Below are 19,829 nucleotides of genomic sequence, written 5' to 3'. Positions count from 1 at the left end.
GATTCACGAAATCACAAATTAATTATAACAGCTAAGCGCTATAAGCACCATACCGTAATCCGAAAATTATTGATTTACCCCTAAAGGGTGAGAGTAAGCCCATTTACAATTTGAAATTCAGGATTGTTTTAGTGGTTGAGTTTTAGTGGTTGACCATTTCACCGGTGTTTAAGTTGATAGCTTTGGGATCTGTTTGGGTGTACACTCCGATGTTTCGCAATCTTGCATATCTTTTTTCAACGAGTTGCTTTGGATCAACATTTTTTAGATCTGCTAGTGCTTTTTCAAGCTCTTTTTTAACATCGCGTGCAACAAGTGCGGGAGCATGATGTGCTCCGCCCAGGGGTTCTTTTACCACAACATCAATGATCTTAAGCTCGAGCAACCTTTCGGCGGTAAGACCCAGCGCTTCGGCAGCTTTATCCGCCCCTCCTCCGCCATCCCAAAGAATACTTGCACAACCTTCAGGGGTTATAACCGAATAGTAGGCATTCTCAAGCATTATTATCCGGTCACCAAACCCAATAGCAAGAGCACCACCGCTGCCACCTTCGCCGATGACCGTCACAATAACTGGCACTTCAAGTACACTAAGCTCCATCAAATTCTCGGCTATTGCCACAGCCTGGCCTCTTTCTTCCGCCCCGATACCGGGATACGCACCCTGGGTGTCAACAAAAGTAATCAATGGCAAGCCAAATTTATTTGCCATCTTCATTAGCCGCCTTGCTTTGCGGTAACCCTCAGGATGAGGCATTCCGAAATTTCGCGCAATGTTCTCTTTAGTATTGCGACCCTTCTGGTGGCCGATAACCATCACCTTCTCGCCTGCAAGGCGTGCCAGACCTCCGATTATCGCAGGGTCGTCCCTGTACGTCCTATCGCCATGAAGCTCTATGAAATCGGTAAATATCGCTTCTATATAATCGCTCGTTCGGGGCCTATCAGGATGCCTGGCAATTTGTACCTTTTGCCAGGGAGTAAGGTTCGAGTACGTTCGTATGCGCAGCTTCTGGATCTGTTCTTCCAGGTATCTGATCTCGGCTGCAATATCCGCTTTTTCGGCGGGCTGTAGCCGCTTGAGTTCATCAAGTTTGGTCTCAAGCTCTATTAACGGTCTCTCAAAGTCAAATGCAAAACGCTTCATCTTGCTACACCTTTAACCGCAAGATAATCTAGTAGCTTAGATATTGTATGTTTCATTTCCAGCCTGCCGACAACCATATCAACCATGCCGTGCTCAAGGTTAAACTCGGCTGTCTGGAAACCCTTTGGAAGCTTTTGTTTTATCGTCTGCTCAATAACCCGTGGTCCAGTAAAACCAATAAAAGCATTCGGTTCGGCGATAATGACGTCAGCCAGAGTAGCGAAGCTCGCGGTCACGCCGCCGCTTGTTGGGTGCGCCTGAACCGATATATATGGAAGTCCGCGCTTATGGTGGCGCGCCACCGCTGCGCTTGTTTTTGCCATTTGCATAAGGGATACCATCCCTTCTTGCATCCTTGCCCCGCCTGAGCTGCTTATTATAATAAGTGGCAATTGTTCACCGGTTGCTAGTTCGGTTAACCGAGCTATTTTCTCACCAACAACTGAGCCCATACTGCCGCCAATAAAACTAAAATCCATTGCGGCAACCGCCACGTCGTGTAAATTTATCTTGCCGGTACCGCAAATCACAGCATCGTTTAATCCAGTTCTTGCCTTTGCGGCAGAAAGCAGATCCGTATAAGCTCTGCCCGCAACAAACGCCAGCGGGTCTCCCGAGCTTAAATCGGACCATAGCTCATTAAAGCTACCGGGATCGGTAAGATAAGTAATCCGCTCAAAAGCAGAGATAGGAAAGTGATATCCGCATTTTGGGCAGACCTTGTAGTTTCTTTCTAGCTCTTTAATATAAATGGGCTCGTTGCAGCCCTTGCATTTTTCCCAAACACCATCAGGTACCGCCCTTTTCACCACCATGGGGTCCTCGGACGGTTTCTTCTTTTGCTTGCTAAACCATTCACCTATCGGCATATTGCTCCATAAAACAACGTTTGGCTCTAACTTTGATGCTGAAACAACTGCAAAATAAAACTTTCAGCCATCAGCTGTCAGCCTTTAAAATTCAAGCTGATAGCTGATGGCTAATGGCTGATAGCTTATATAGTATATCGCTTTGCAGCTTAACTGTCCATTGACGCTTTTATTTCAAAGATGTACTTCTTCGCCGCTTCTATGCAGCGAGCTCCAGTATCTGCAATAAGATTTACTAAAGCGCTACCGATAATAACACCATCTGCAACCTGTGATATTTGTTTGGCCTGCTCGGGACGAGAAATTCCAAAGCCGACGGCTAGAGGCTTATCGGTAACTCTTTTCACCCTATTAATAAAATCGGTCAAATTTGAGGGTAGATTAGCCCTGGCACCAGTAACACCGGTCAGGGATACGCAATACACAAACCCCTCGGAAGCTTCGGTTACCTTTTTGAGCCTTTCATCTGTGCTGGTAGGAGCTGCAAGCATAACTGTAGCCAGACTGTACTTTATAGCAGCCTCCCTCCATGGAGCGGCCTCTTCTGGGGGTAAATCAGGTACTATAACGCCGTCTACACCGGCACCGGCCGCGTTATTAGCAAAACGCTCAAGCCCATATCGGTATATTGTATTATAGTAGGTCATTATAACGACAGGTATATCGGTCTTTTCTCTGGCCCTCTTAACCAGATCAAAGACAATATCCGTGTTGATATTGTTTCTTAGGGCTCTTTCAGCGGCCGCCTGGATGGTCGGTCCATCGGCCAACGGATCGGAATACGGGATACCAAACTCCACTAAATCTGCACCGGCCTCCGCAACAGCTATCAGCAAATTTAGGGATGTTTCAATATCTGGGAAACCAGCCATCAGGTAAGGCATCAAAGCAGTCTTATTGTCTTTCTTGAGTCGGATAAACAGTTCATCTATGCGATTTAACTTTGTCGTAATCATAGCTTTACCCCCAGAGCGTTTGCGGCAACCTGGACATCTTTGTCACCGCGACCCGATACATTCACAACTACGATGTCGTCTTTTGAAAGCTCCGGCATGATTTTCTCTAGGTAAGCAACGGCATGCGAGCTCTCAAGCGCAGGCAGTATGCCCTCAGTCCGGCAGAGAAGCTTAAATGCTGCCAGTGCCTCGTCATCAGTTACAGAATCGTATTCTGCAAGGCCGTTATCTCTGAGGTAACTATGCTCGGGGCCAACACCCGGATAATCCAAACCTGCGGATATTGAATGAGCCGGCAATATCTGCCCGAACTCGTCCTGTAAAAGATAGCTGAGCGAACCGTGAAGAACGCCTTTGTAGCCCTTTGTTAGCGGCGCTCCGTGCTGGCCTGTTTCAATACCAAGCCCCGCCGGCTCAACACCTATTAGTCTTACGCCAGTACCTATAAATGGATAGAAGATACCCATGGCGTTACTGCCGCCGCCTACACAAGCGATTATCACATCAGGATTGCGTCCCTCCGCCTCCTGCATCTGGTATTTTGTCTCAACCCCTATGATGCTTTGAAAATCTCTTACCATCATCGGATATGGATGGGGCCCAGCAACTGAGCCGATTATATAATAGGTCGTCTCAACATTGGTAACCCAATCACGGATGGCCTCATTCATGGCATCCTTTAATGTTTTAGTACCGCTTGTTACCGGTATTACTTCAGCGCCGAGAAGATTCATCCTGAAGACATTTAGAGATTGGCGTCTTGTATCTTCTTCGCCCATGTAGACCTGACACTCCATTTCAAATAGAGCGGCCGCAGTCGCAGTTGCAACCCCGTGCTGGCCTGCACCGGTTTCGGCAATGACCCTTTTCTTGCCCATCCTTTTAGCTAGAAGAGCCTGCCCGATTGTATTGTTCATCTTGTGTGCGCCGCCGTGGCACAGGTCTTCACGCTTGAGGTAGATCTTGGCACGGGCGTAGTGCTTCGTTAATCTTTCAGCATAATAAAGCAAAGTTGGTCTGCCGATATAGTTTTTAAAGTAGAATTCCAGCTCGGCTTTGAATTCCTCATCATCTTTATACCTGGCATATGCCATCTCCAGCTCTTCAAGTGCGGTCATTAAGGTCTCCGGCACGTATCTGCCGCCAAACTCACCGAAATGGCCTCGCTCATCCGGTAACACGCGTTGCATCGCTTTACTCCTTAAATTTAGCTCTATATTACTTAGCTTTGGGTTCCTGGCTGATAACTCGCAATGCAGTGTTTTAGTCCATATAATAATTCAGACCCATGTTAGTCTTTGCCTCTAAAAGGGTTTGTCTGGCAATCTCTCTTGCTTTTCGGCTTCCCTCAATTAGGAGGTCTCTTACGTAATCCGGCCTTAGTGCTAACTCCTGCCTGCGATCTCTTATCGGTCCAAGAGCGCTAATTACGTCATCCGCCAGCTTCTCTTTCATATCGAAGTAGCGGATTTTCCCCTCCTCATACAGCCCCATGAAATGCTTGTATGTCGCCTCCGACGAGAAGATTTTCATCAACTGGAACAGATTTTTTACTCCAGGGCTCATCTCTTCGCCCCTCGGCCCTATATCGGTTACTGCCTTTGCTAATTTTGCGCGGATGACATCAGGAGGATCGGCTATTGCTATGTAGTTTTGCGGGCCAAGACTCTTGCTCATCTTCTTGGTTGGCTCAGTAAGCGACATTATTTTCGATCCTGTGCCTAAATAGGGTACCGGCTCAGGGAAGATATCTCCAAACTTACTGTTAAAAGCCCTTACGATCTCTCTTGCTAGTTCCAGGTGCGGAATCTGATCCTCGCCTACCGGCACTATTGTGCTCTTGTACAGCACAATATCGGCCGCCATCAAAACTGGATAACTTAAAAGCCCCATATTTACGCTCACGCGAAGCCGCTTGGCTTTCTCCTTATAGGTCGGCACTCTCTCAACCCATGAGACCGGAGTCACTGTGTTTAACAGCCAGGCCATCTCGGTATGTTCGGGAACCAGGGACTGTATCATAATTATGCTTTTGTTTGGGTCAAGTCCAGCCGCCAGATAATCGAGAGCCGCGTCGATAACCCTTCTTGCCATGTCCTCCGGTTTATATGGCTCGGTTATGGCGTGGTAATCAACTATGCCAAATATTCCCTCATAGTTATCCTGCAGGTCAATCCAGCTCTTGATAGCCCCAAGGTAATTGCCGATATGTAACGCCCCTGTGGGCTGTATCCCGCTAAAATACCGCTCTCTCATGATTATTTACAGCTGAAAGCCAATTTGCCTGTTTTTAGAAGCATTTTGCGCTCAGCTTATCCGGCCCCCAATCATTACATTACATTAGCTTCTAGCACTTCTTGCAGTACGCGCTGCTATCTATCGCATTCCTTAACAACTTTCATGAATTCACGCAACTTGTACCTATCCTTTTTACCCGGTTTTAATTCAACTCCACTACTAACATCAACTGCATACGGTTTTACAACCTTTATGGCAAGTGCAACATTTTTGTGGTTTAGACCTCCGGCAAGAATCAATGGCTTTCTTGATTCCAAGTTCCGAACCAGATCCCAGTTAAGATGAATTCCGGTTCCACCATGCTTGCCCCGTGCATACGCATCAACCAGGAAGGCCACAACGTTGCTAGTTGGATCCAGTAATGTATTTGCCTCGTACTCGTTCTCCTGAAATATCCACTCTTCAATTTCGGTATAGTTGCGCATTCTAAAAGCTTTAATAACCTTTTGGTTGAATAGCCGGCAATACGACGTATTTTCCTCACCATGAAACTGCAAAGCATCTAACCCACAAAAATCGGCTATCATTTTGACCTCGTCATAGGGACGGTTAACAAAAACCCCAACCGTCGTCACAAACGGCGGTAGCTCGCCAATAATCTTAGCAGCCTGTTCGGGAGTGACCTTCCGTGGGCTTTCTGCAAAGACAAATCCAAGAGCATCTGCTCCCAAATCCACGGCTATAAGGGCATCTTCTATGTTGGTGATACCGCATATTTTTACTTTTACCAATTTATTGCCTTGCTCCTTACACTGCCCGGTCTCCCGGTCTCGTAGCGCTTTATCTATCTTCTTCGCTGCAGGCGAGCGCGAAATCGTAGTCTTTGAGTCCTTCCTTTAGATAGCTATCGTAAGCCGTCATATCAAAGTAACCGTTTCCGCTCAGACCGAAGAGAATTACCTTTTCCTCACCAGCTTCTTTAGCCTTCAGGGCTTCGTCGATAGCAGCACGGATTGCATGCGAGCTCTCAGGTGCCGGTACAATCCCTTCTGCTCTTGCAAATTGAAGCGCGGCCTCAAACACACTTGTCTGGTGATATGCAACCGCTTCGATTACACCCTTCTCGTACAATAAGCTTACAATGGGCGAGTCACCATGGTATCTCAAACCACCTGCATGAATGCCGGCTGGAACAAAATCGTGCCCAAGCGTATACATTTTGGTAAGCGGTGTCATACCGGCGGTGTCGCCAAAATCGTATCTGTATTCACCCTCTGTCAAGGTTGGGCAAGCTTTTGGTTCTACAGCAATCACCCTCATATCCCTGCCGGCGAATTTATCCTGAAGGAATGGGAAGGTAAGTCCAGCAAAATTACTGCCGCCTCCACAACATCCGATAATAATGTCCGGATAATCTCCGGCCATTTCCATCTGTTTCTTGGCCTCAAGACCTATAACCGTTTGGTGCAAGAGCACATGGTTTAGTACACTTCCCAAAGAATAATGGGTATCGTCTCTCGTTGCGGCCTCCTCAACCGCCTCGCTAATTGCAATACCCAAGCTACCGGGGGAATCCGGATCGGCCTCAAGTATCTTACGTCCCGCCTGAGTATTAGTTGTCGGGCTTGCGTAAACCGTCGCGCCATAGACCTCCATCAATGAACGCCGATATGGTTTTTGGTTGTAGCTCACTTTAACCATATAAACCACGCATTCCATGCCGAAGAAACTGCACGCCATCGATAGCGCACTGCCCCATTGGCCCGCGCCAGTCTCGGTTGTAAGTCTCTTTATACCTTCCTGTTTGTTATAATACGCCTGCGCGATAGCTGTATTTGGCTTGTGACTACCTGTTGCATTTCCGCCTTCGTATTTGTAGTAGATCTTTGCAGGAGTATCGAGTATTTTCTCAAGCCTGCGTGCTCTAAATAATGTTCCCGGTCTATAGAGATTATAGACAGCGAGCACCTCATCCGGAATCTCGATATACCGCTCGGTGCTGACCTCCTGGGCAATCAGTGCCATCGGGAAAAGCGGGGCCAAATCATCTGGACCAATCGGCTCTTTCGTCACCGGGTGAAGATAAGGCTCCGGTGGATAAGGCAGATCGGCCAGGATGTTATACCACGCGGTAGGCATCTCCTTTTCGCTTAGAATAAATTTTGTTGTTTCCAAATCGATTCACTCCTTTGTTTTATTTAAAACTTATCCATTAAGTTTTTAGCTTTAGCTGCCAAGTTACTAGTTGTTAAGTCTATTAATCCCGGCTACTGACCTCTATATCCTGAACCCCGCTAATAAACTCGGCCAATTGCCGGCCTGGGTTGCCGCTTTTTAATAGCGCCTCCCCAATTAGAAATCCGTCGGCTCCAGCATCAAATAGTCTCCTGATATCTGAACTGCTCGAAATACCGCTCTCGCTTATTGCAATCCTATCATCCGGGATAAACCTCAGTAAATCAACAGAAGTTCTTAAATCGGTTTGCAGCGTATGCAGGTTGCGGTTATTTATCCCCAGCAGCTTGGTCCCGGTAGTTACCGACCGCCTGATTTCATCCTCGGTGTGGGATTCAAGCAAGACCTCAAGTCCTAACTCGTGCGCAAGAGTGATAAACCGATCAATCGTGCCATCATCAAGAATTGCAGTTATCAGAAGTATAGCATCAGCTCCAAAGGCCTTAGCCTCATAGATCTGGTACTCATCAATGATAAAATCCTTCCGCAGAATAGGGAGCGATACCACCTCCCTTACTTTAAGCATATCCTCAGGTTTGCCGCCAAAATATTTCTCGTCGGTTAAGACCGATATGCCTGCGGCACCGTTGGCTTCATATATCGAGGCAAGTTCAGCCAGACCATAGCCCGAATTCATCTCTCCGCCTGAAGGTGAGCGCTTCTTAATCTCCGCTATAATAGCCGGCTTTCGCGCCTTTATAGAACCAATAAGACTGCGCTTGTTATCCCTGCTTGCGGATATCAATGCCTCAACGGACCTTTTTGTTTTGGCCTCTTCAACGTATATTTTCTTGTCGGCAACGATTTGGTCAAGTATCATTTTAGTTCTTCTACGCCAGGTTTTACTTTGAAATTACGCAGGGCCTCTAGTTTGGCAAGTGCGCTGCCGCTATCAATTGATTCTGCCGCTTTCTTCATCCCATCTTTAAAGGACACGGCCCTATCGGCTGCTATAAGCGCGGCCGCCGCATTCATCAAAACAATGTCTCTTTTCGGACCTTTTTCGCCTCTTAAGATGTCGAGTGTTATTGCCGCATTCTCCTTTGCTGTTCCGCCTTTCAAATCCTCGATAGTTGCGCGACTAACCCCGCAATCTTCAGGTTTAATGGTATAAGTGTTAACCTGACCATCTTTTAGCTCGGCGATTATACTCTCGCCCGTGTTTGACAGTTCATCAAGCCCACCATCACCATGAACGACAAGAGCGTGTTTTACACCAAGGTTTCCAAGTACAAGAGCCATAACTGCAGTTAAGGAAGGGTCATATACGCCCAAAAGCTGGGCTGTCGCATTAGCGGGATTGGTTAGTGGGCCAAGAATATTAAATACAGTGCGCACACCGATCTCACGCCTTGGGCCGATCGCATGTTTCATTGCGCTATGAAAGTTGGGGGCAAACATAAACCCAATACCAATCTCCTCGATACAGCTTTTTACATCTTCGGGGGGCAGGTCAATGCGCACTCCTAATGCCTCTAGAACATCGGCGCTTCCGCTTTTGCTCGACACCGAACGATTGCCATGTTTTGCTACAGGTACCCCGGCTCCCGCTACGACAAAAGCTGAGGTTGTTGAGATGTTAAACGTGTGCAGCTGATCACCGCCTGTGCCGCAGGTGTCTACAATATCCACAACTTCCGGACTTATCCGGCTAGCTTTTTCACGCATAGTTTTTGCAAAACCGGAAATTTCATCAACCGTTTCGCCTTTCATTCTCAAAGCGGTTATGAGCGAAGCTATTTGAGCTGGCGTAGCGTCCCCGCTCATTATGACATCCATTACGCGCTCTGCCTCTTCCATCGTCAGGTGCTTATTTTCAATAACCGTTTGTATAGCTTGAGTTATCATACCCTTCCTCCTCACTCCTATCCGATAGCCACCCTCTTTGGCTGGTTTGTTTTTAAGAAATTCCTTAGAATCGCCTTTCCCTCTTTTGTAAGTATTGATTCAGGATGGAACTGGACGCCCTCGATAGGCAGCTCGCGATGCCTTATTGCCATTATCAAGCCATCCTGCGTCTCTGCCGATATCTCAAGGCATGCAGGAAGCGATTCTCTCTCGATCACCAGCGAATGGTACCGCGTTGCAACAAACGGGTTTGGTATGTCTTGGAATATTGTTTTTCTGTCATGGTATATTTGCGATGTTTTGCCGTGAACCAATGTACCGGCATGTACAATTCTTCCACCAAAAGCCTGCCCTATAGACTGGTGGCCAAGGCACACACCAAGCACTGGCACTTTTCCTGCCGCTTCCTTTATCAAATCAACCGAGATGCCAGCATCATCAGGTCTTCCTGGACCTGGTGATATTACAATCTTATCCGGCTGCATCGCTATAACATCTTTGACCGACACTTCATCATTTCTAAAAACCATAAGCCTCTCGCCCATCTCCGAGAGATACTGCACCAAATTAAACGTAAATGAATCGTAGTTATCGATCATAACGATCATTTGCTAATCCTCCGCCTGTTTTATATCGGTCATTTTTAATTAATAACGCTCTATTTTCTCTATTAGCTACTAGCTCTCAGCTTTCAGCTCGCAGCTATTAGTTTTTATTCTTCTTTAGCTAACTGCTGATAGCTAAAAAGTTATAAAAATAAAAAAACCCTCAAATCCCTATCATGGGACGAGGGTTATCTCTCTCGTGGTGCCACCCAACTTTACAGAGACCAGATATTAGAATCTAAAAACAATCTCTAACATCTTTTACTCTGCCTCTTTTAGGATACGATAGCTTTTAAGGCTATTTATATCCCTCTTCTTTTAACGGTGAAGACTCCGGCAGGACTACTCTTAGATATTAGCTTTTACTTTCTAATTTCTAATTTCGCCCTTGCGCCTCCGGGGCCCACTCAGCTAGTCTTCCGGTACCGGCTTTCACCAAACCCGGCTCGCTTATTACCTTCTTCTCTAGCCTACTTTCCCCATCTATGGCTTTAAGCTATTTATTTAGTATCAGGTTATCACATGGGGGAAGGGGTGTCAATTTATTATCTTGGTATTATTTTGGATATTTTAGCCTTTGCCCTGGCTCCAAACATGCCAATGCCGCTACCTGGTAGCGGCATTGAATAATTCACTGCCCGAGAAATAGAAAATATAACGCTCGATGGGGGAGGCAGGGTAGATGGCATCTTACATCTTATAACCTTTGGTATTCGAGCTTTCAGTTCTTCTATCTTGACCCTCTTTATTGAGGCCCTCTTCATCAGAATCTCTATCGTAAGAATCATTCCGATAATTCTCGCGCTCCTGGTTTGTTGAAGGTGTCGTACCGTAAGAACGCCCTCTATTGCCGTTACTATTACTATTCTTATTACCGTTGTCACGTTTTGGTTTTTGCTCGGTCTTTGGCTTCACAGGGGTATCTACCTGCGTATCCTTATCAACTTTGCCTGGTTTTTCGCTTGCTTTTTCTGAGTTTTCAATGGCACGCTCGAGTGCAGGCTTCGCGCTTGGTGGTACTTTATCGAGTATGTTTTTTAAGACCTCTTTGTTTTTACCTGCCATATCTGCTAAGACGTCCTCAAATTCTTCCGAATGGTCTCGGCCCCAAGTCTGGCCAGCTTTTTGAATGTTTTCAGCAACAGCCGCTACTAGCTCTTCGTAATGCGCATCGTCGTCTTTAAGCCTCTTTAGCTCGGATATCCTCTCCTGCGCTGCGCTAAGATAAAGTTTGCTCTTTGCAACCCTATCCATTGTCAGGCCAATTTTTGCCTTCTCAAATGCAATTTTAACCGGATATAAAATGCTCCCAGGCATGCTTTCTCTCGCAAAAGCTAGCGTTGTGCCGCTTAATAGCATAAAAATAGCCGTAATTGCAACCAGCCGGGCAAACCCAGTCCGCCACTTGGATAAACGCTTTAAGCCTGTTGGCACCGCTTTGCGTTCGACCCCTGCTTCCCAGCGTTTCTGCTCTACTGCTTCCATCAGCCTAGCCCTGGCATCCTGTTTTCTCCTTGCATCAGGTGCAATTCTGCCCGCTTTGTTAAGCTTGATGACAGCAGCTAACATGGGTTCGAGTTCTGCCCGGATTTCAGAGTACGTGCTCAAGCAATCCTCAACCGTACTTTGCCCGCCCTCTATCGCCTCTATGCACTTATCGAATATCTCATTAATGTTAGGCTTCATCGCTAATCCCATCCAGTATTCTGCCTAGGGCCCCAATTGCCCGATGCTGCAGAGCCTTAACCGCACCAATATTTTTATTGATGGCCTTGGCAACCTCTTCGTTTGATAGCCCAACGATAAATCGCAGGATAATCACCTGTTGTTGCTCGTCGGTTAAACTGCGTATCGCACTTACAACCTCTTTGCGGTCCAATTCCTTCAGCACCGTGTGCTCTGGGTCGTGACTATCATCTAGCGCAAGGTCTGCTTCCTCCCCAATGTCAACCATCTTGTACTTGTTTGACCTGTAGTAGTCGACAACCAGGTTGGATGCTATCCTGAACAGCCAGGCTGAAAACGGAATACCTCTCCATTCGAACCCCGATATGCTCTCCAAGGCTCTCAAAAACACCTGTTCAGCTATGTCCTCAGCCTCATAACGATTACCTACTTTGTAGTAGGCATATCCAAACACCTTGTCAAAGTACATATCGTACAGTTGCCCAAAGGCCTCAGAATCGTAATTCTTAGCTCGCTCTACTAACTGTTTTAAATGCTCATTGTTATCCATAGCCTCTAGTGCTTTCATTTATATAAACGGAAAAACAATCCTAAGGTAACGCAAAACCGCTAAATATCGCCCAAAAGGAAAAGGAACCGGCTTGCTCTTACTTAATAATTTGCGCCAGCTCTATAGATTATAGATTACTCTTTTTATTTTAACTTTATTCCGATATAAACCACAAACAGGCCAAAACTAAGGTAATTACCGCCATGATAATTAACAATAGGAATATCTATAAGCAATTTTAAATTTAGCCGTAACTCCGAAAGACTATCTCCGTTTTAGATATTGAAAGCTGCTGCGGCAAACGCTTTTAAGGATTAAAAATCCCTTAAAAGCAATTGGTACGAAAACTTGCTTTATCAGGTTAAATTTCTGAATATGAGGAGGAATAAACATGTTAAAGAAACTTTTGGCCCTACTAATAGTAGCAATGCTTGTAGCGCCTGCTACTGTACTTGCAAAAAACGAGCGGGGATTTTCCGGGCAATCTCAAACACAGGTCTATAGCGAACAGGACGCAGATGCTAATGAGGACATTGGGCAAAGTGAAGCAGATAACGCTGGCAATAACGCCGCAGCCCGGATAAAGCACAGAGAAAAGAAAGAGAAAAGCAAAGAGTTCAAGGAAAAAGGTATCAAAGAGGCAGAGGACACTAATAACGATAGCGATACTGCTGAGAACAAAGCATGGGGCAAGGAGAAGGCAAACGAGCACAAAAAGATAAAAGAGATTAAAGAGAACAAAAGAATTAACGCGAGCGCTGAAGATAGCGAAAGTGCCAATGGTGGCACGCACAGGGGCAAGGGTATTGCCAAAGCGATGAGCAAAATCATGCGAAATATTGAGAGAAAAATTGCCAATGGAACGATCAGCGCAGTAGATGCTCTAAAAACCGTTGTGAACAAATTCGCCTCATGGCTTGGCCTCGGCCCTGTATACACCGATATTGGTAATAATACCGGGGGCGGCACTGAAACAACAGGTACAGCTGAAACCAGCGGTACGGTAGAGACCAGTGGAACAATCGAGACGAGCAGCACAATAACAGAGAGCTCAACCGCAGGTTTCTAAGGATGAGAATAAGTAGGTAGCCTAAAGAGCAAGGAGCACGATCTAAGCAACCAGCGCACCATAAATAAAAAGACCCGATAGTCAATCGGGTCTTTTTATTTATTCGTTAGCAACGCCATTGCTATCATCGTTGACAATCTTTTTCATCAATATAACGCTTGTGCCTTCCTTGCCCTCATCAATGGTGACTCGATCCATAAGGGCAAGCATCAACGGAATGCCACGCCCTCGGAAGTTGGTTTGTTCTATACCAGGGTCAGGCATACGGCGCTTAAACTTCCCCTGATCCTTGACTACTATGACCAGAGCTTTGCCATCACAGCGTGCCTTAATCAGCACAATGTTATCGGGACCAACCGGAGATCCATGTTCAATAGCATTTGCAGTCGCCTCACCGACTGCGACTTGAAGATCAAAGATTTGTCTTTCACTGAGATTGCAGCTTTCGCCTATTTCCCTAATATGATTTCTCACTGTGGCTAGGTTTACGGATTCGCTTCTTATGGCGATCTCTTTCTCGCTCTTATGCAGTGCGCAACCCGCACACTTCTTTTGCCTACCTTTAAGTCTTTGCTTTTGCAAAAGATTCAATCCCCTTCTGTAAAGCCTAAAAGGCTTTATGCTAAACCAGCCTAGAGCAGTTCGGAGAGATAAACGTAGCTATATGCTTAGACTTTAACAGGGTAATTTAGAAGTCTTCCAAATTATTCTGTTTATAGTATTCCAACTTTGACACCATTCCGACTTTGATTTTATGGGCATGTAGAGGTAACGTCAACAGCAAAGCGTTAGCTAACTTAACAAGCAAATCAACCTGAATACTAATCGATATACTTTTGACATACTTATTATTTACATCATATACCCAGCCTGGTCAACAGCAGCAAAAAGTGCCCTGGCTTTGTTTTTGGTCTCTATGTATTCTTTTTCAGGAACCGAATCAGCCACAATTCCGGCACCGGCCTGAATATAGGCCCGTCCGTCCTTCACAACTATCGTTCTTATAGTTATTCCACAATCAAGGCTTCCATTAAACCCAAAGTAACCGTAAATTCCTGCGTAAGGTCCCCTTGCAGTCGGCTCAAGCTCGTCGATTATCTCCATCGCCCTAATTTTAGGAGCACCCGACACGGTACCTGCCGGAAATGTAGCTCGTAGCGCATCAAATGCACTTTTGCCCTCAGCCAGTTTTCCACTTACAGTGGAAACAATGTGCATCACGTGTGAATATCTTTCGACATACATCAAGTCATCCACCTTGACTGTTCCAGCTCTACAGACCCTTCCAATATCGTTTCTCCCAAGATCAACAAGCATGACGTGCTCGGCCTTTTCCTTCTCATCCGCCAAAAGGTCCTGCTCCAGCTTTTGCTCCTCTTCTGTAGTCTTTCCCCTTGGCCTCGTTCCAGCAATTGGCCTTGTCGTTACGGCGCCGTCCTGCACCTGGATCAAAGGTTCAGGTGAGGCACCCGCGATTGTGCAATCTTTTAGCTTAAGGTAGATCATGTAAGGCGATGGATTGATTGTCCGCAGGACACGGTACACATCAAACGGGGGGATTTTTAAAGGCGTTGAGAACCTCTGCGACAGAACCACCTGAAATATATGGCCGCTGTGAATATATTCCTTTGCCTTTTTAACCATTTCGATAAATTGCTCCTCGGAAACATTGGATGAGAATTCTTTGGTTTTATACCTTGCCATTTCAACCAGCTGGGTGGAAGTATGTGGATTTCTCAGTTTCTTTATTATATGATCAATTTTTTCTATAGCTTTGCTGTAAAGCTTATTGATATCACCGCCGTTGATTCGCATGTTGGCGATCACCTTTATTTTGTGCTTAATGTGATCGAAGGCGATAACGGTATCGGTAAAAAGAAATACCATCTCTGGGATTTTTAAATCATCGACCGCAGTTTTAGGTATGCGCTCGAAATATCTAACAGCATCGTACCCGATATACCCGACAGCACCACCAAAAAAAGGGGGAAGGCCGTTTACTTGCGCTGCGTTAAACGCGAGCACCTTCTCCTCAACTATTTTTAATGGGTCATCTACGTTATCCAGCTGAGCCTCTTCCTTGCCTTCAATCGTTACTCTATTCCCGCGCGCAGTAATTATCAGATAAGGATCGCTGCCCAAAAATGAATACCTGCCGAGCTGATCTCCACCAACAACACTTTCAAGCAAAAACGATCCGACTTCATCCCCCAGCTTATTAAACGCGGAAACGGGCGTATCCATATCGGCGATAATTTCCCTGTAAACCGGAATAAGGTTGTGCTCTGATGCCAGCTTCTTAAACTCGCTTCTGGATGGTGTATACATGCTAATCCTCCGCCTGTTTTATATCGGTCATTTTTAATTAATAACGCTCTATTTTCTCTATTAGCTACTAGCTCTCAGCTTTCAGCTCGCAGCTATTAGTTTTTATTCTTCTTTAGCTAACTGCTGATAGCTAAAAAGTTATAAAAATAAAAAAACCCTCAAATCCCTATCATGGGACGAGGGTTATCTCTCTCGTGGTGCCACCCAACTTTACAGAGACCAGATATTAGAATCTAAAAACAATCTCTAACATCTTTTACTCTGCCTCTTTTAGGATACGATAGCTTTTAAGGCTATTTATATCCCTCTTCTTTTAACGGTGAAGACTCCGGCAGGACTACTCTTAGATATTAGCTTTTACTTTCTAATTTCTAATTTCGCCCTTGCGCCTCCGGGGCCCACTCAGCTAGTCTTCCGGTACCGGCTTTCACCAAACCCGGCTCGCTTATTACCTTCTTCTCTAGCCTACTTTCCCCATCTATGGCTTTAAGCTATTTATTTAGTATCAGGTTATCACATGGGGGAAGGGGTGTCAATTTGCTTAATGCGCTTTGAGCCTACGCTACCTCCTCTTCCAGCCCCGTGATGTAATCAGAAACCAGATTACATAAAGCCATCAAATCACCTTCTGAAATCGCCGTGAAGATGTTATCGCTTACCGCAAGGGGCACTTCTGAGAGCTTTGCGCCCACTTTCTGCAGTTCATCGCTTAGTTCCCGTGGTGCTGCAACCGTTCGCCCGCTTATAACATCTGCGGCGATAAGAGCTTTCACGCCATCATCGATTGCTACAACTGCCGCCCCACGGTCGTTTGCATCCCTTATAATAGTTAACGCATCATCATCATTCATAATTGCCTCAGCTGTCTTATTATCCGCTATAACAACAACATCGGGGAACGGTTGATCGCCGGGCATCCGCACAGCGGCATCATTAAACGACATGTCGCTGCGAGTGTTGACAATACCGTCAACACTCCTTATCTCGTCATCAGCGTTAAAACTGGCAATGCGCGTGGATGCGTTAAGATTTCCAAAGCAGCTCCATAGCGTCTCAAATGCCCTTGCCTCAAATCCATTAACTGCTAAGAACAGCACCGTTTTATTCATCATATCGGCCATCTTGAATCCCTCCAGATTTATAAGCCTTAGCTCTACCCATACGTATTTTTACCCCCGTATCCTCTTTTTAGCGTTAAGGTTGGGTAAAAATCCGCCATCAAGCACAATACGTAAACAAAACCAAGTACTGCTTTTATGCTTGGAAAATCCATTTGCGATTTTAGAGAAGTATCTGAGTTCTAATCACAGGTTATTGCAGATGATTTGATTGTTTTGTTTAGGCTAATTTAGTTTAGGCTAAATACATACACTATTGGCTAGCAGTATGATTGGTAATTTCAATTGGCAGGCGACCAACTATACCAACTAAAGATCGATGCTTTCGCCAGTTTTCTTATCGATCGCGCGAAAGAAACAGGTTTTGTTGCCGGTGTGGCAGGCAACGCCAATTTGTTCTACCAGAACGAGAAGGCAATCAAGATCGCAATCATAGCGGATTTCTTTGACGTTTTGAATATTTCCAGACGTTTCCCCTTTGCACCAGTACTCCTGGCGGCTCCTGCTCCAAAACCAGGTTCTTCCTGATTCAACAGTTCTCTTGACCGCCTCTTTATCCATATAGGCAACCATTAACACTTCGTTAGTCCCTACCTCCTGAATAACAGCGGGTATAAGCCCTTTGTCGTCAAATTTCAGCTCATCTAATACTTGCACTCACGCTCTCCTTTACATTCTTGATTTTTTGCTAAAAACCGCCAGGTTGGTTGGGCCTGACCTGTTCTGCAAGCGACACAGCAAACTCCTTTAGTATATCTTGAACCGCCCGGCTAACAGCATCGATTATTCTTGCCATTTCGCCCTCGTACGGATCAAATCCCGCCTCAACCAGATGCTTATCAATAATGCTTTTTATATGAGCCCTTCCGACATCGCTCTCCAGCATGCGTACCATCTCCCCCGATATTTACTATATTACGACATTAGAGATGATACCCATAATAGTTTAAGGTTCATGGACTAACCATGGACCCTTTTCTCCCAGGCCTACATCCTCACCGGAATTCCCTGCTTAGCCATATACTCTTTTACTTCGCGGATGGATAGCTCGCCATAGTGGAACAGGGAAGCAGCAAGTACGGCGTCGGCTCCTGTCTCAACAATAACTTCCGCGAAATGTTCAAGTTTTCCGGCACCTCCAGATGCGATAACCGGAATGTTGACCGCATTAACTATCGCCCTGGTAAGCGGCAGGTCGTAACCGTCTTTTGTGCCATCACAATCCATACTAGTCAAAAGAATCTCGCCAGCTCCAAGCTCCTCAACTTTTCTGGCCCATTCGACTGCGTCGAGGCCGACTGGCACACGCCCACCATTTACGTAGACCTCCCATTTATCCGGCCCTACTTTTCTTGCATCGATCGCAACAACTATACACTGCGAGCCAAACCGGCGGGACGTTTCCCTGATTAGTTCAGGATTTCTAACGGCTGCGCTATTCATCGAGATTTTATCTGCACCCGTGCTTAACATACGCCTTATATCATCGCTCGACTTAATGCCGCCGCCAACGGTGTAGGGAATGAACACTTCCTCGGCTGTGCGTGAGGCGACATCAAAGATAGTATCGCGCCCTTCATGGGAGGCGGTTATGTCCAGAAAGACTAGTTCATCTGCTCCTTCTTTGTCGTAGGCCGAGGCAAGCTCAACCGGATCGCCGGCATCGCGCAGATTCACAAAGTTTACGCCTTTTACAACACGCCCCGCATGCACATCAAGGCAGGGGATTACCCTAACGGTTAGCATGATCCCACCTCGCGGCCTCTATTGCCTCGGCCAAGGTAAATTTTCCCTCATAGAGAGCGCGTCCAATTATCACACCTTCGACCCCGGAGGCCTGCAGTGGTTTTAGTTGATGGATATCACTTATAGTGGATACGCCACCCGACGCTATAACAGGTATGTTTATATTCTCAGCAAGCTCCTCTGTGGCAAAAATGTTTACCCCTTTTTGCGTGCCGTCTGACAGTATATCAGTATATACGATTCGGCTGATACCATACAGCTCAAGCTGCATAGCTAAGTCGGAGGCAAAGATATCGGTATCCTCGACCCAGCCTTTGATAGAAACTCTGCCGTCCCGAGCGTCGATTCCGGCAACTATTTTACCCGGATACTTTGAACAGGCCGCTTTAACAAGCTCAGGGTTTGTGATAACAGAGGTACCAAGTATCGCCCTGGAAATACCAACGCTGAAGACCTTATCCAGGTCTTCTAAAGTTCTTAAGCCGCCGCCCAACTGAACCGGGATGTTTACGGCATTTACGATATTTTCAACAGCGGCCAGATTTCGTAGCGAGCCCTCGAAGGCACCATTAAGGTCAACTAAGTGCAAAAATTCGGCGCCTTCGCTCTGCCATCTCAAAGCCATATCGGCTGGCTCATCCGCATACACGGTGACCTTATCTGCACGTCCCTGATACAACCGCACGCATTTACCATCCATGATATCGATGGCCGGGTAAATTATCACTTGCATAACCTCCCAAAATTTGCCAATACTTTTAGGCCAACTTCACCGCTTTTTTCCGGATGAAACTGGACGGCAAATATATTCTCACTCCACACACTGGATGTAAATTCCAAGCCGTAATCCGTAGTCGTAGCTATAATCCCTTTATCATCCGGGTCCACATAATAGGAATGGACAAAGTAAAAATTGGACCCCTCAGGAACGCCCTCGAAAATAGGTGCTCGCTTTGTATATCTTACCTGGTTCCATCCCATATGAGGGATTTTTTGACCCTCAGGAAGCCTTCTTACTCTGCCATCAAAAATAGCAAGTCCATCGTGCAGGCCGTCTTCCTCGCTCTGTCTAAAGAGAAGCTGCAGACCAAGGCAGATACCGAGAAACGGTTTGCCGCTTGCTATACTATCCCTAACAGCTCTTTCCATACCGGCTGAGAGAAGATTTGCCATGCAGTCAGCGAATGCACCGACGCCAGGCAGTATAACGCCATCAGCCCGGCTAATGAAGCCAGGATCGCTCGATATCGCAACTTCAAAGCCTAGCTTCTCAAAAGCCTTCTCAACGCTTCGCAAATTCCCCATTCCATAGTCGATTATGGCTATCAAATTTTGTCTCACCCTATCCAGAGTCCTTCTCCGCTTTGCTTAGACTGCGGCCCATTCAGAGCCCCTCAGGGCTCTGAGTTTTGCGTTGCAATTTACTATTTTAAT

General features: G+C 46.2%; 21 protein-coding genes and 2 other annotated features. Of the genes, 1 reads left to right on the top strand and 20 read right to left on the bottom strand.

What is annotated here, in order from left to right; translation table 11 throughout:
- Positions 1-142 precede the first annotated feature (142 nt).
- From K6T91_03160 to K6T91_03105, 12 genes are all read right to left on the bottom strand, one after another.
- On the bottom strand, positions 143-1,147 hold the full coding sequence (locus tag K6T91_03160) for an acetyl-CoA carboxylase carboxyltransferase subunit alpha (protein ID MCL6471793.1): 1,005 nt from the start codon (positions 1,145-1,147) through the stop codon (positions 143-145).
- Positions 1,144-2,016: an acetyl-CoA carboxylase, carboxyltransferase subunit beta gene (gene accD / locus K6T91_03155; GenBank protein ID MCL6471792.1), complete on the bottom strand. Its 873-nt coding sequence runs from the start codon at positions 2,014-2,016 to the stop codon at positions 1,144-1,146. The genes K6T91_03160 and accD overlap by 4 nt, the downstream gene beginning before the upstream one ends.
- Before the next feature lie 149 nt (positions 2,017-2,165).
- Entirely contained in the window at positions 2,166-2,972 is an 807-nt protein-coding gene (trpA, locus tag K6T91_03150; GenBank protein MCL6471791.1) for a tryptophan synthase subunit alpha, read from the bottom strand.
- Positions 2,969-4,162, bottom strand: a complete 1,194-nt coding sequence (gene trpB / locus K6T91_03145; protein MCL6471790.1) for a tryptophan synthase subunit beta — start codon at positions 4,160-4,162, stop codon at positions 2,969-2,971. The genes trpA and trpB overlap by 4 nt, the downstream gene beginning before the upstream one ends.
- Before the next feature lie 73 nt (positions 4,163-4,235).
- Entirely contained in the window at positions 4,236-5,231 is a 996-nt protein-coding gene (gene trpS / locus K6T91_03140; GenBank protein MCL6471789.1) for a tryptophan--tRNA ligase, read from the bottom strand.
- A 113-nt stretch (positions 5,232-5,344) separates the two neighbouring features.
- A complete protein-coding gene (locus K6T91_03135; GenBank protein MCL6471788.1) occupies positions 5,345-6,001 on the bottom strand; it encodes a phosphoribosylanthranilate isomerase in 657 nt (218 codons plus the stop codon).
- Between the two features lie 49 nt (positions 6,002-6,050).
- Positions 6,051-7,385 (bottom strand): TrpB-like pyridoxal phosphate-dependent enzyme, encoded by a 1,335-nt coding sequence (locus tag K6T91_03130; GenBank protein ID MCL6471787.1) that lies wholly within the window; start codon positions 7,383-7,385, stop codon positions 6,051-6,053.
- A gap of 82 nt (positions 7,386-7,467) precedes the next feature.
- Positions 7,468-8,265: an indole-3-glycerol phosphate synthase TrpC gene (gene trpC, locus K6T91_03125; protein MCL6471786.1), complete on the bottom strand. Its 798-nt coding sequence runs from the start codon at positions 8,263-8,265 to the stop codon at positions 7,468-7,470.
- On the bottom strand, positions 8,262-9,293 hold the full coding sequence (gene trpD, locus K6T91_03120) for an anthranilate phosphoribosyltransferase (protein MCL6471785.1): 1,032 nt from the start codon (positions 9,291-9,293) through the stop codon (positions 8,262-8,264). The genes trpC and trpD overlap by 4 nt, the downstream gene beginning before the upstream one ends.
- Before the next feature lie 17 nt (positions 9,294-9,310).
- Positions 9,311-9,901: an aminodeoxychorismate/anthranilate synthase component II gene (locus K6T91_03115; protein MCL6471784.1), complete on the bottom strand. Its 591-nt coding sequence runs from the start codon at positions 9,899-9,901 to the stop codon at positions 9,311-9,313.
- A 171-nt stretch (positions 9,902-10,072) separates the two neighbouring features.
- Positions 10,073-10,393: a binding site (T-box leader), on the bottom strand.
- Positions 10,394-10,588: 195 nt separating this feature from the next.
- Positions 10,589-11,584, bottom strand: a complete 996-nt coding sequence (locus K6T91_03110) for a DUF5667 domain-containing protein (protein ID MCL6471783.1) — start codon at positions 11,582-11,584, stop codon at positions 10,589-10,591.
- Positions 11,574-12,134, bottom strand: a complete 561-nt coding sequence (locus K6T91_03105) for an RNA polymerase sigma factor (protein MCL6471782.1) — start codon at positions 12,132-12,134, stop codon at positions 11,574-11,576. The genes K6T91_03110 and K6T91_03105 overlap by 11 nt, the downstream gene beginning before the upstream one ends.
- 391 nt (positions 12,135-12,525) lie before the next feature.
- On the opposite strand from K6T91_03105, the gene K6T91_03100 reads away from it, so the two are divergent.
- Entirely contained in the window at positions 12,526-13,203 is a 678-nt protein-coding gene (locus tag K6T91_03100; GenBank protein ID MCL6471781.1) for a hypothetical protein, read from the top strand.
- 99 nt (positions 13,204-13,302) lie between these two features.
- Here the strand turns inward: K6T91_03100 and K6T91_03095 are convergent, their stop codons facing one another.
- From K6T91_03095 to hisH, 8 genes are all read right to left on the bottom strand, one after another.
- Positions 13,303-13,785 carry an ATP-binding protein gene (locus K6T91_03095; GenBank protein MCL6471780.1) on the bottom strand — a complete coding sequence of 161 codons (483 nt, stop codon included), beginning with the start codon at positions 13,783-13,785 and terminating at the stop codon, positions 13,303-13,305.
- A gap of 270 nt (positions 13,786-14,055) precedes the next feature.
- Entirely contained in the window at positions 14,056-15,531 is a 1,476-nt protein-coding gene (gene trpE, locus K6T91_03090; protein ID MCL6471779.1) for an anthranilate synthase component I, read from the bottom strand.
- A gap of 169 nt (positions 15,532-15,700) precedes the next feature.
- Positions 15,701-16,021, bottom strand: a binding site (T-box leader).
- A gap of 67 nt (positions 16,022-16,088) precedes the next feature.
- Positions 16,089-16,652 carry a DJ-1/PfpI family protein gene (locus K6T91_03085; protein MCL6471778.1) on the bottom strand — a complete coding sequence of 188 codons (564 nt, stop codon included), beginning with the start codon at positions 16,650-16,652 and terminating at the stop codon, positions 16,089-16,091.
- 306 nt (positions 16,653-16,958) lie between these two features.
- Positions 16,959-17,306: a phosphoribosyl-AMP cyclohydrolase gene (gene hisI, locus K6T91_03080; GenBank protein ID MCL6471777.1), complete on the bottom strand. Its 348-nt coding sequence runs from the start codon at positions 17,304-17,306 to the stop codon at positions 16,959-16,961.
- A 31-nt stretch (positions 17,307-17,337) separates the two neighbouring features.
- Positions 17,338-17,535: a hypothetical protein gene (locus tag K6T91_03075; GenBank protein MCL6471776.1), complete on the bottom strand. Its 198-nt coding sequence runs from the start codon at positions 17,533-17,535 to the stop codon at positions 17,338-17,340.
- A 101-nt stretch (positions 17,536-17,636) separates the two neighbouring features.
- Positions 17,637-18,395 carry an imidazole glycerol phosphate synthase subunit HisF gene (gene hisF, locus K6T91_03070; protein MCL6471775.1) on the bottom strand — a complete coding sequence of 253 codons (759 nt, stop codon included), beginning with the start codon at positions 18,393-18,395 and terminating at the stop codon, positions 17,637-17,639.
- The gene (gene hisA, locus K6T91_03065; GenBank protein MCL6471774.1) at positions 18,382-19,122 is read right to left on the bottom strand and encodes a 1-(5-phosphoribosyl)-5-[(5-phosphoribosylamino)methylideneamino]imidazole-4-carboxamide isomerase; all 741 of its coding nucleotides are present in this window, start codon (positions 19,120-19,122) and stop codon (positions 18,382-18,384) included. The genes hisF and hisA overlap by 14 nt, the downstream gene beginning before the upstream one ends.
- Positions 19,119-19,724 (bottom strand): imidazole glycerol phosphate synthase subunit HisH, encoded by a 606-nt coding sequence (gene hisH, locus K6T91_03060; protein ID MCL6471773.1) that lies wholly within the window; start codon positions 19,722-19,724, stop codon positions 19,119-19,121. Before hisH ends, hisA begins: the two co-directional genes overlap by 4 nt.
- Positions 19,725-19,829: the final 105 nt, after the last annotated feature.

It is taken from the genome of Bacillota bacterium, assembly GCA_023511485.1.
In the GTDB taxonomy this organism is placed as follows: domain Bacteria; phylum Actinomycetota; class Aquicultoria; order Aquicultorales; family Aquicultoraceae; genus CADDYS01.
Note: the sequence above shows the minus strand (reverse complement) of the source record. Positions and strands in the feature narration are given on the sequence as shown.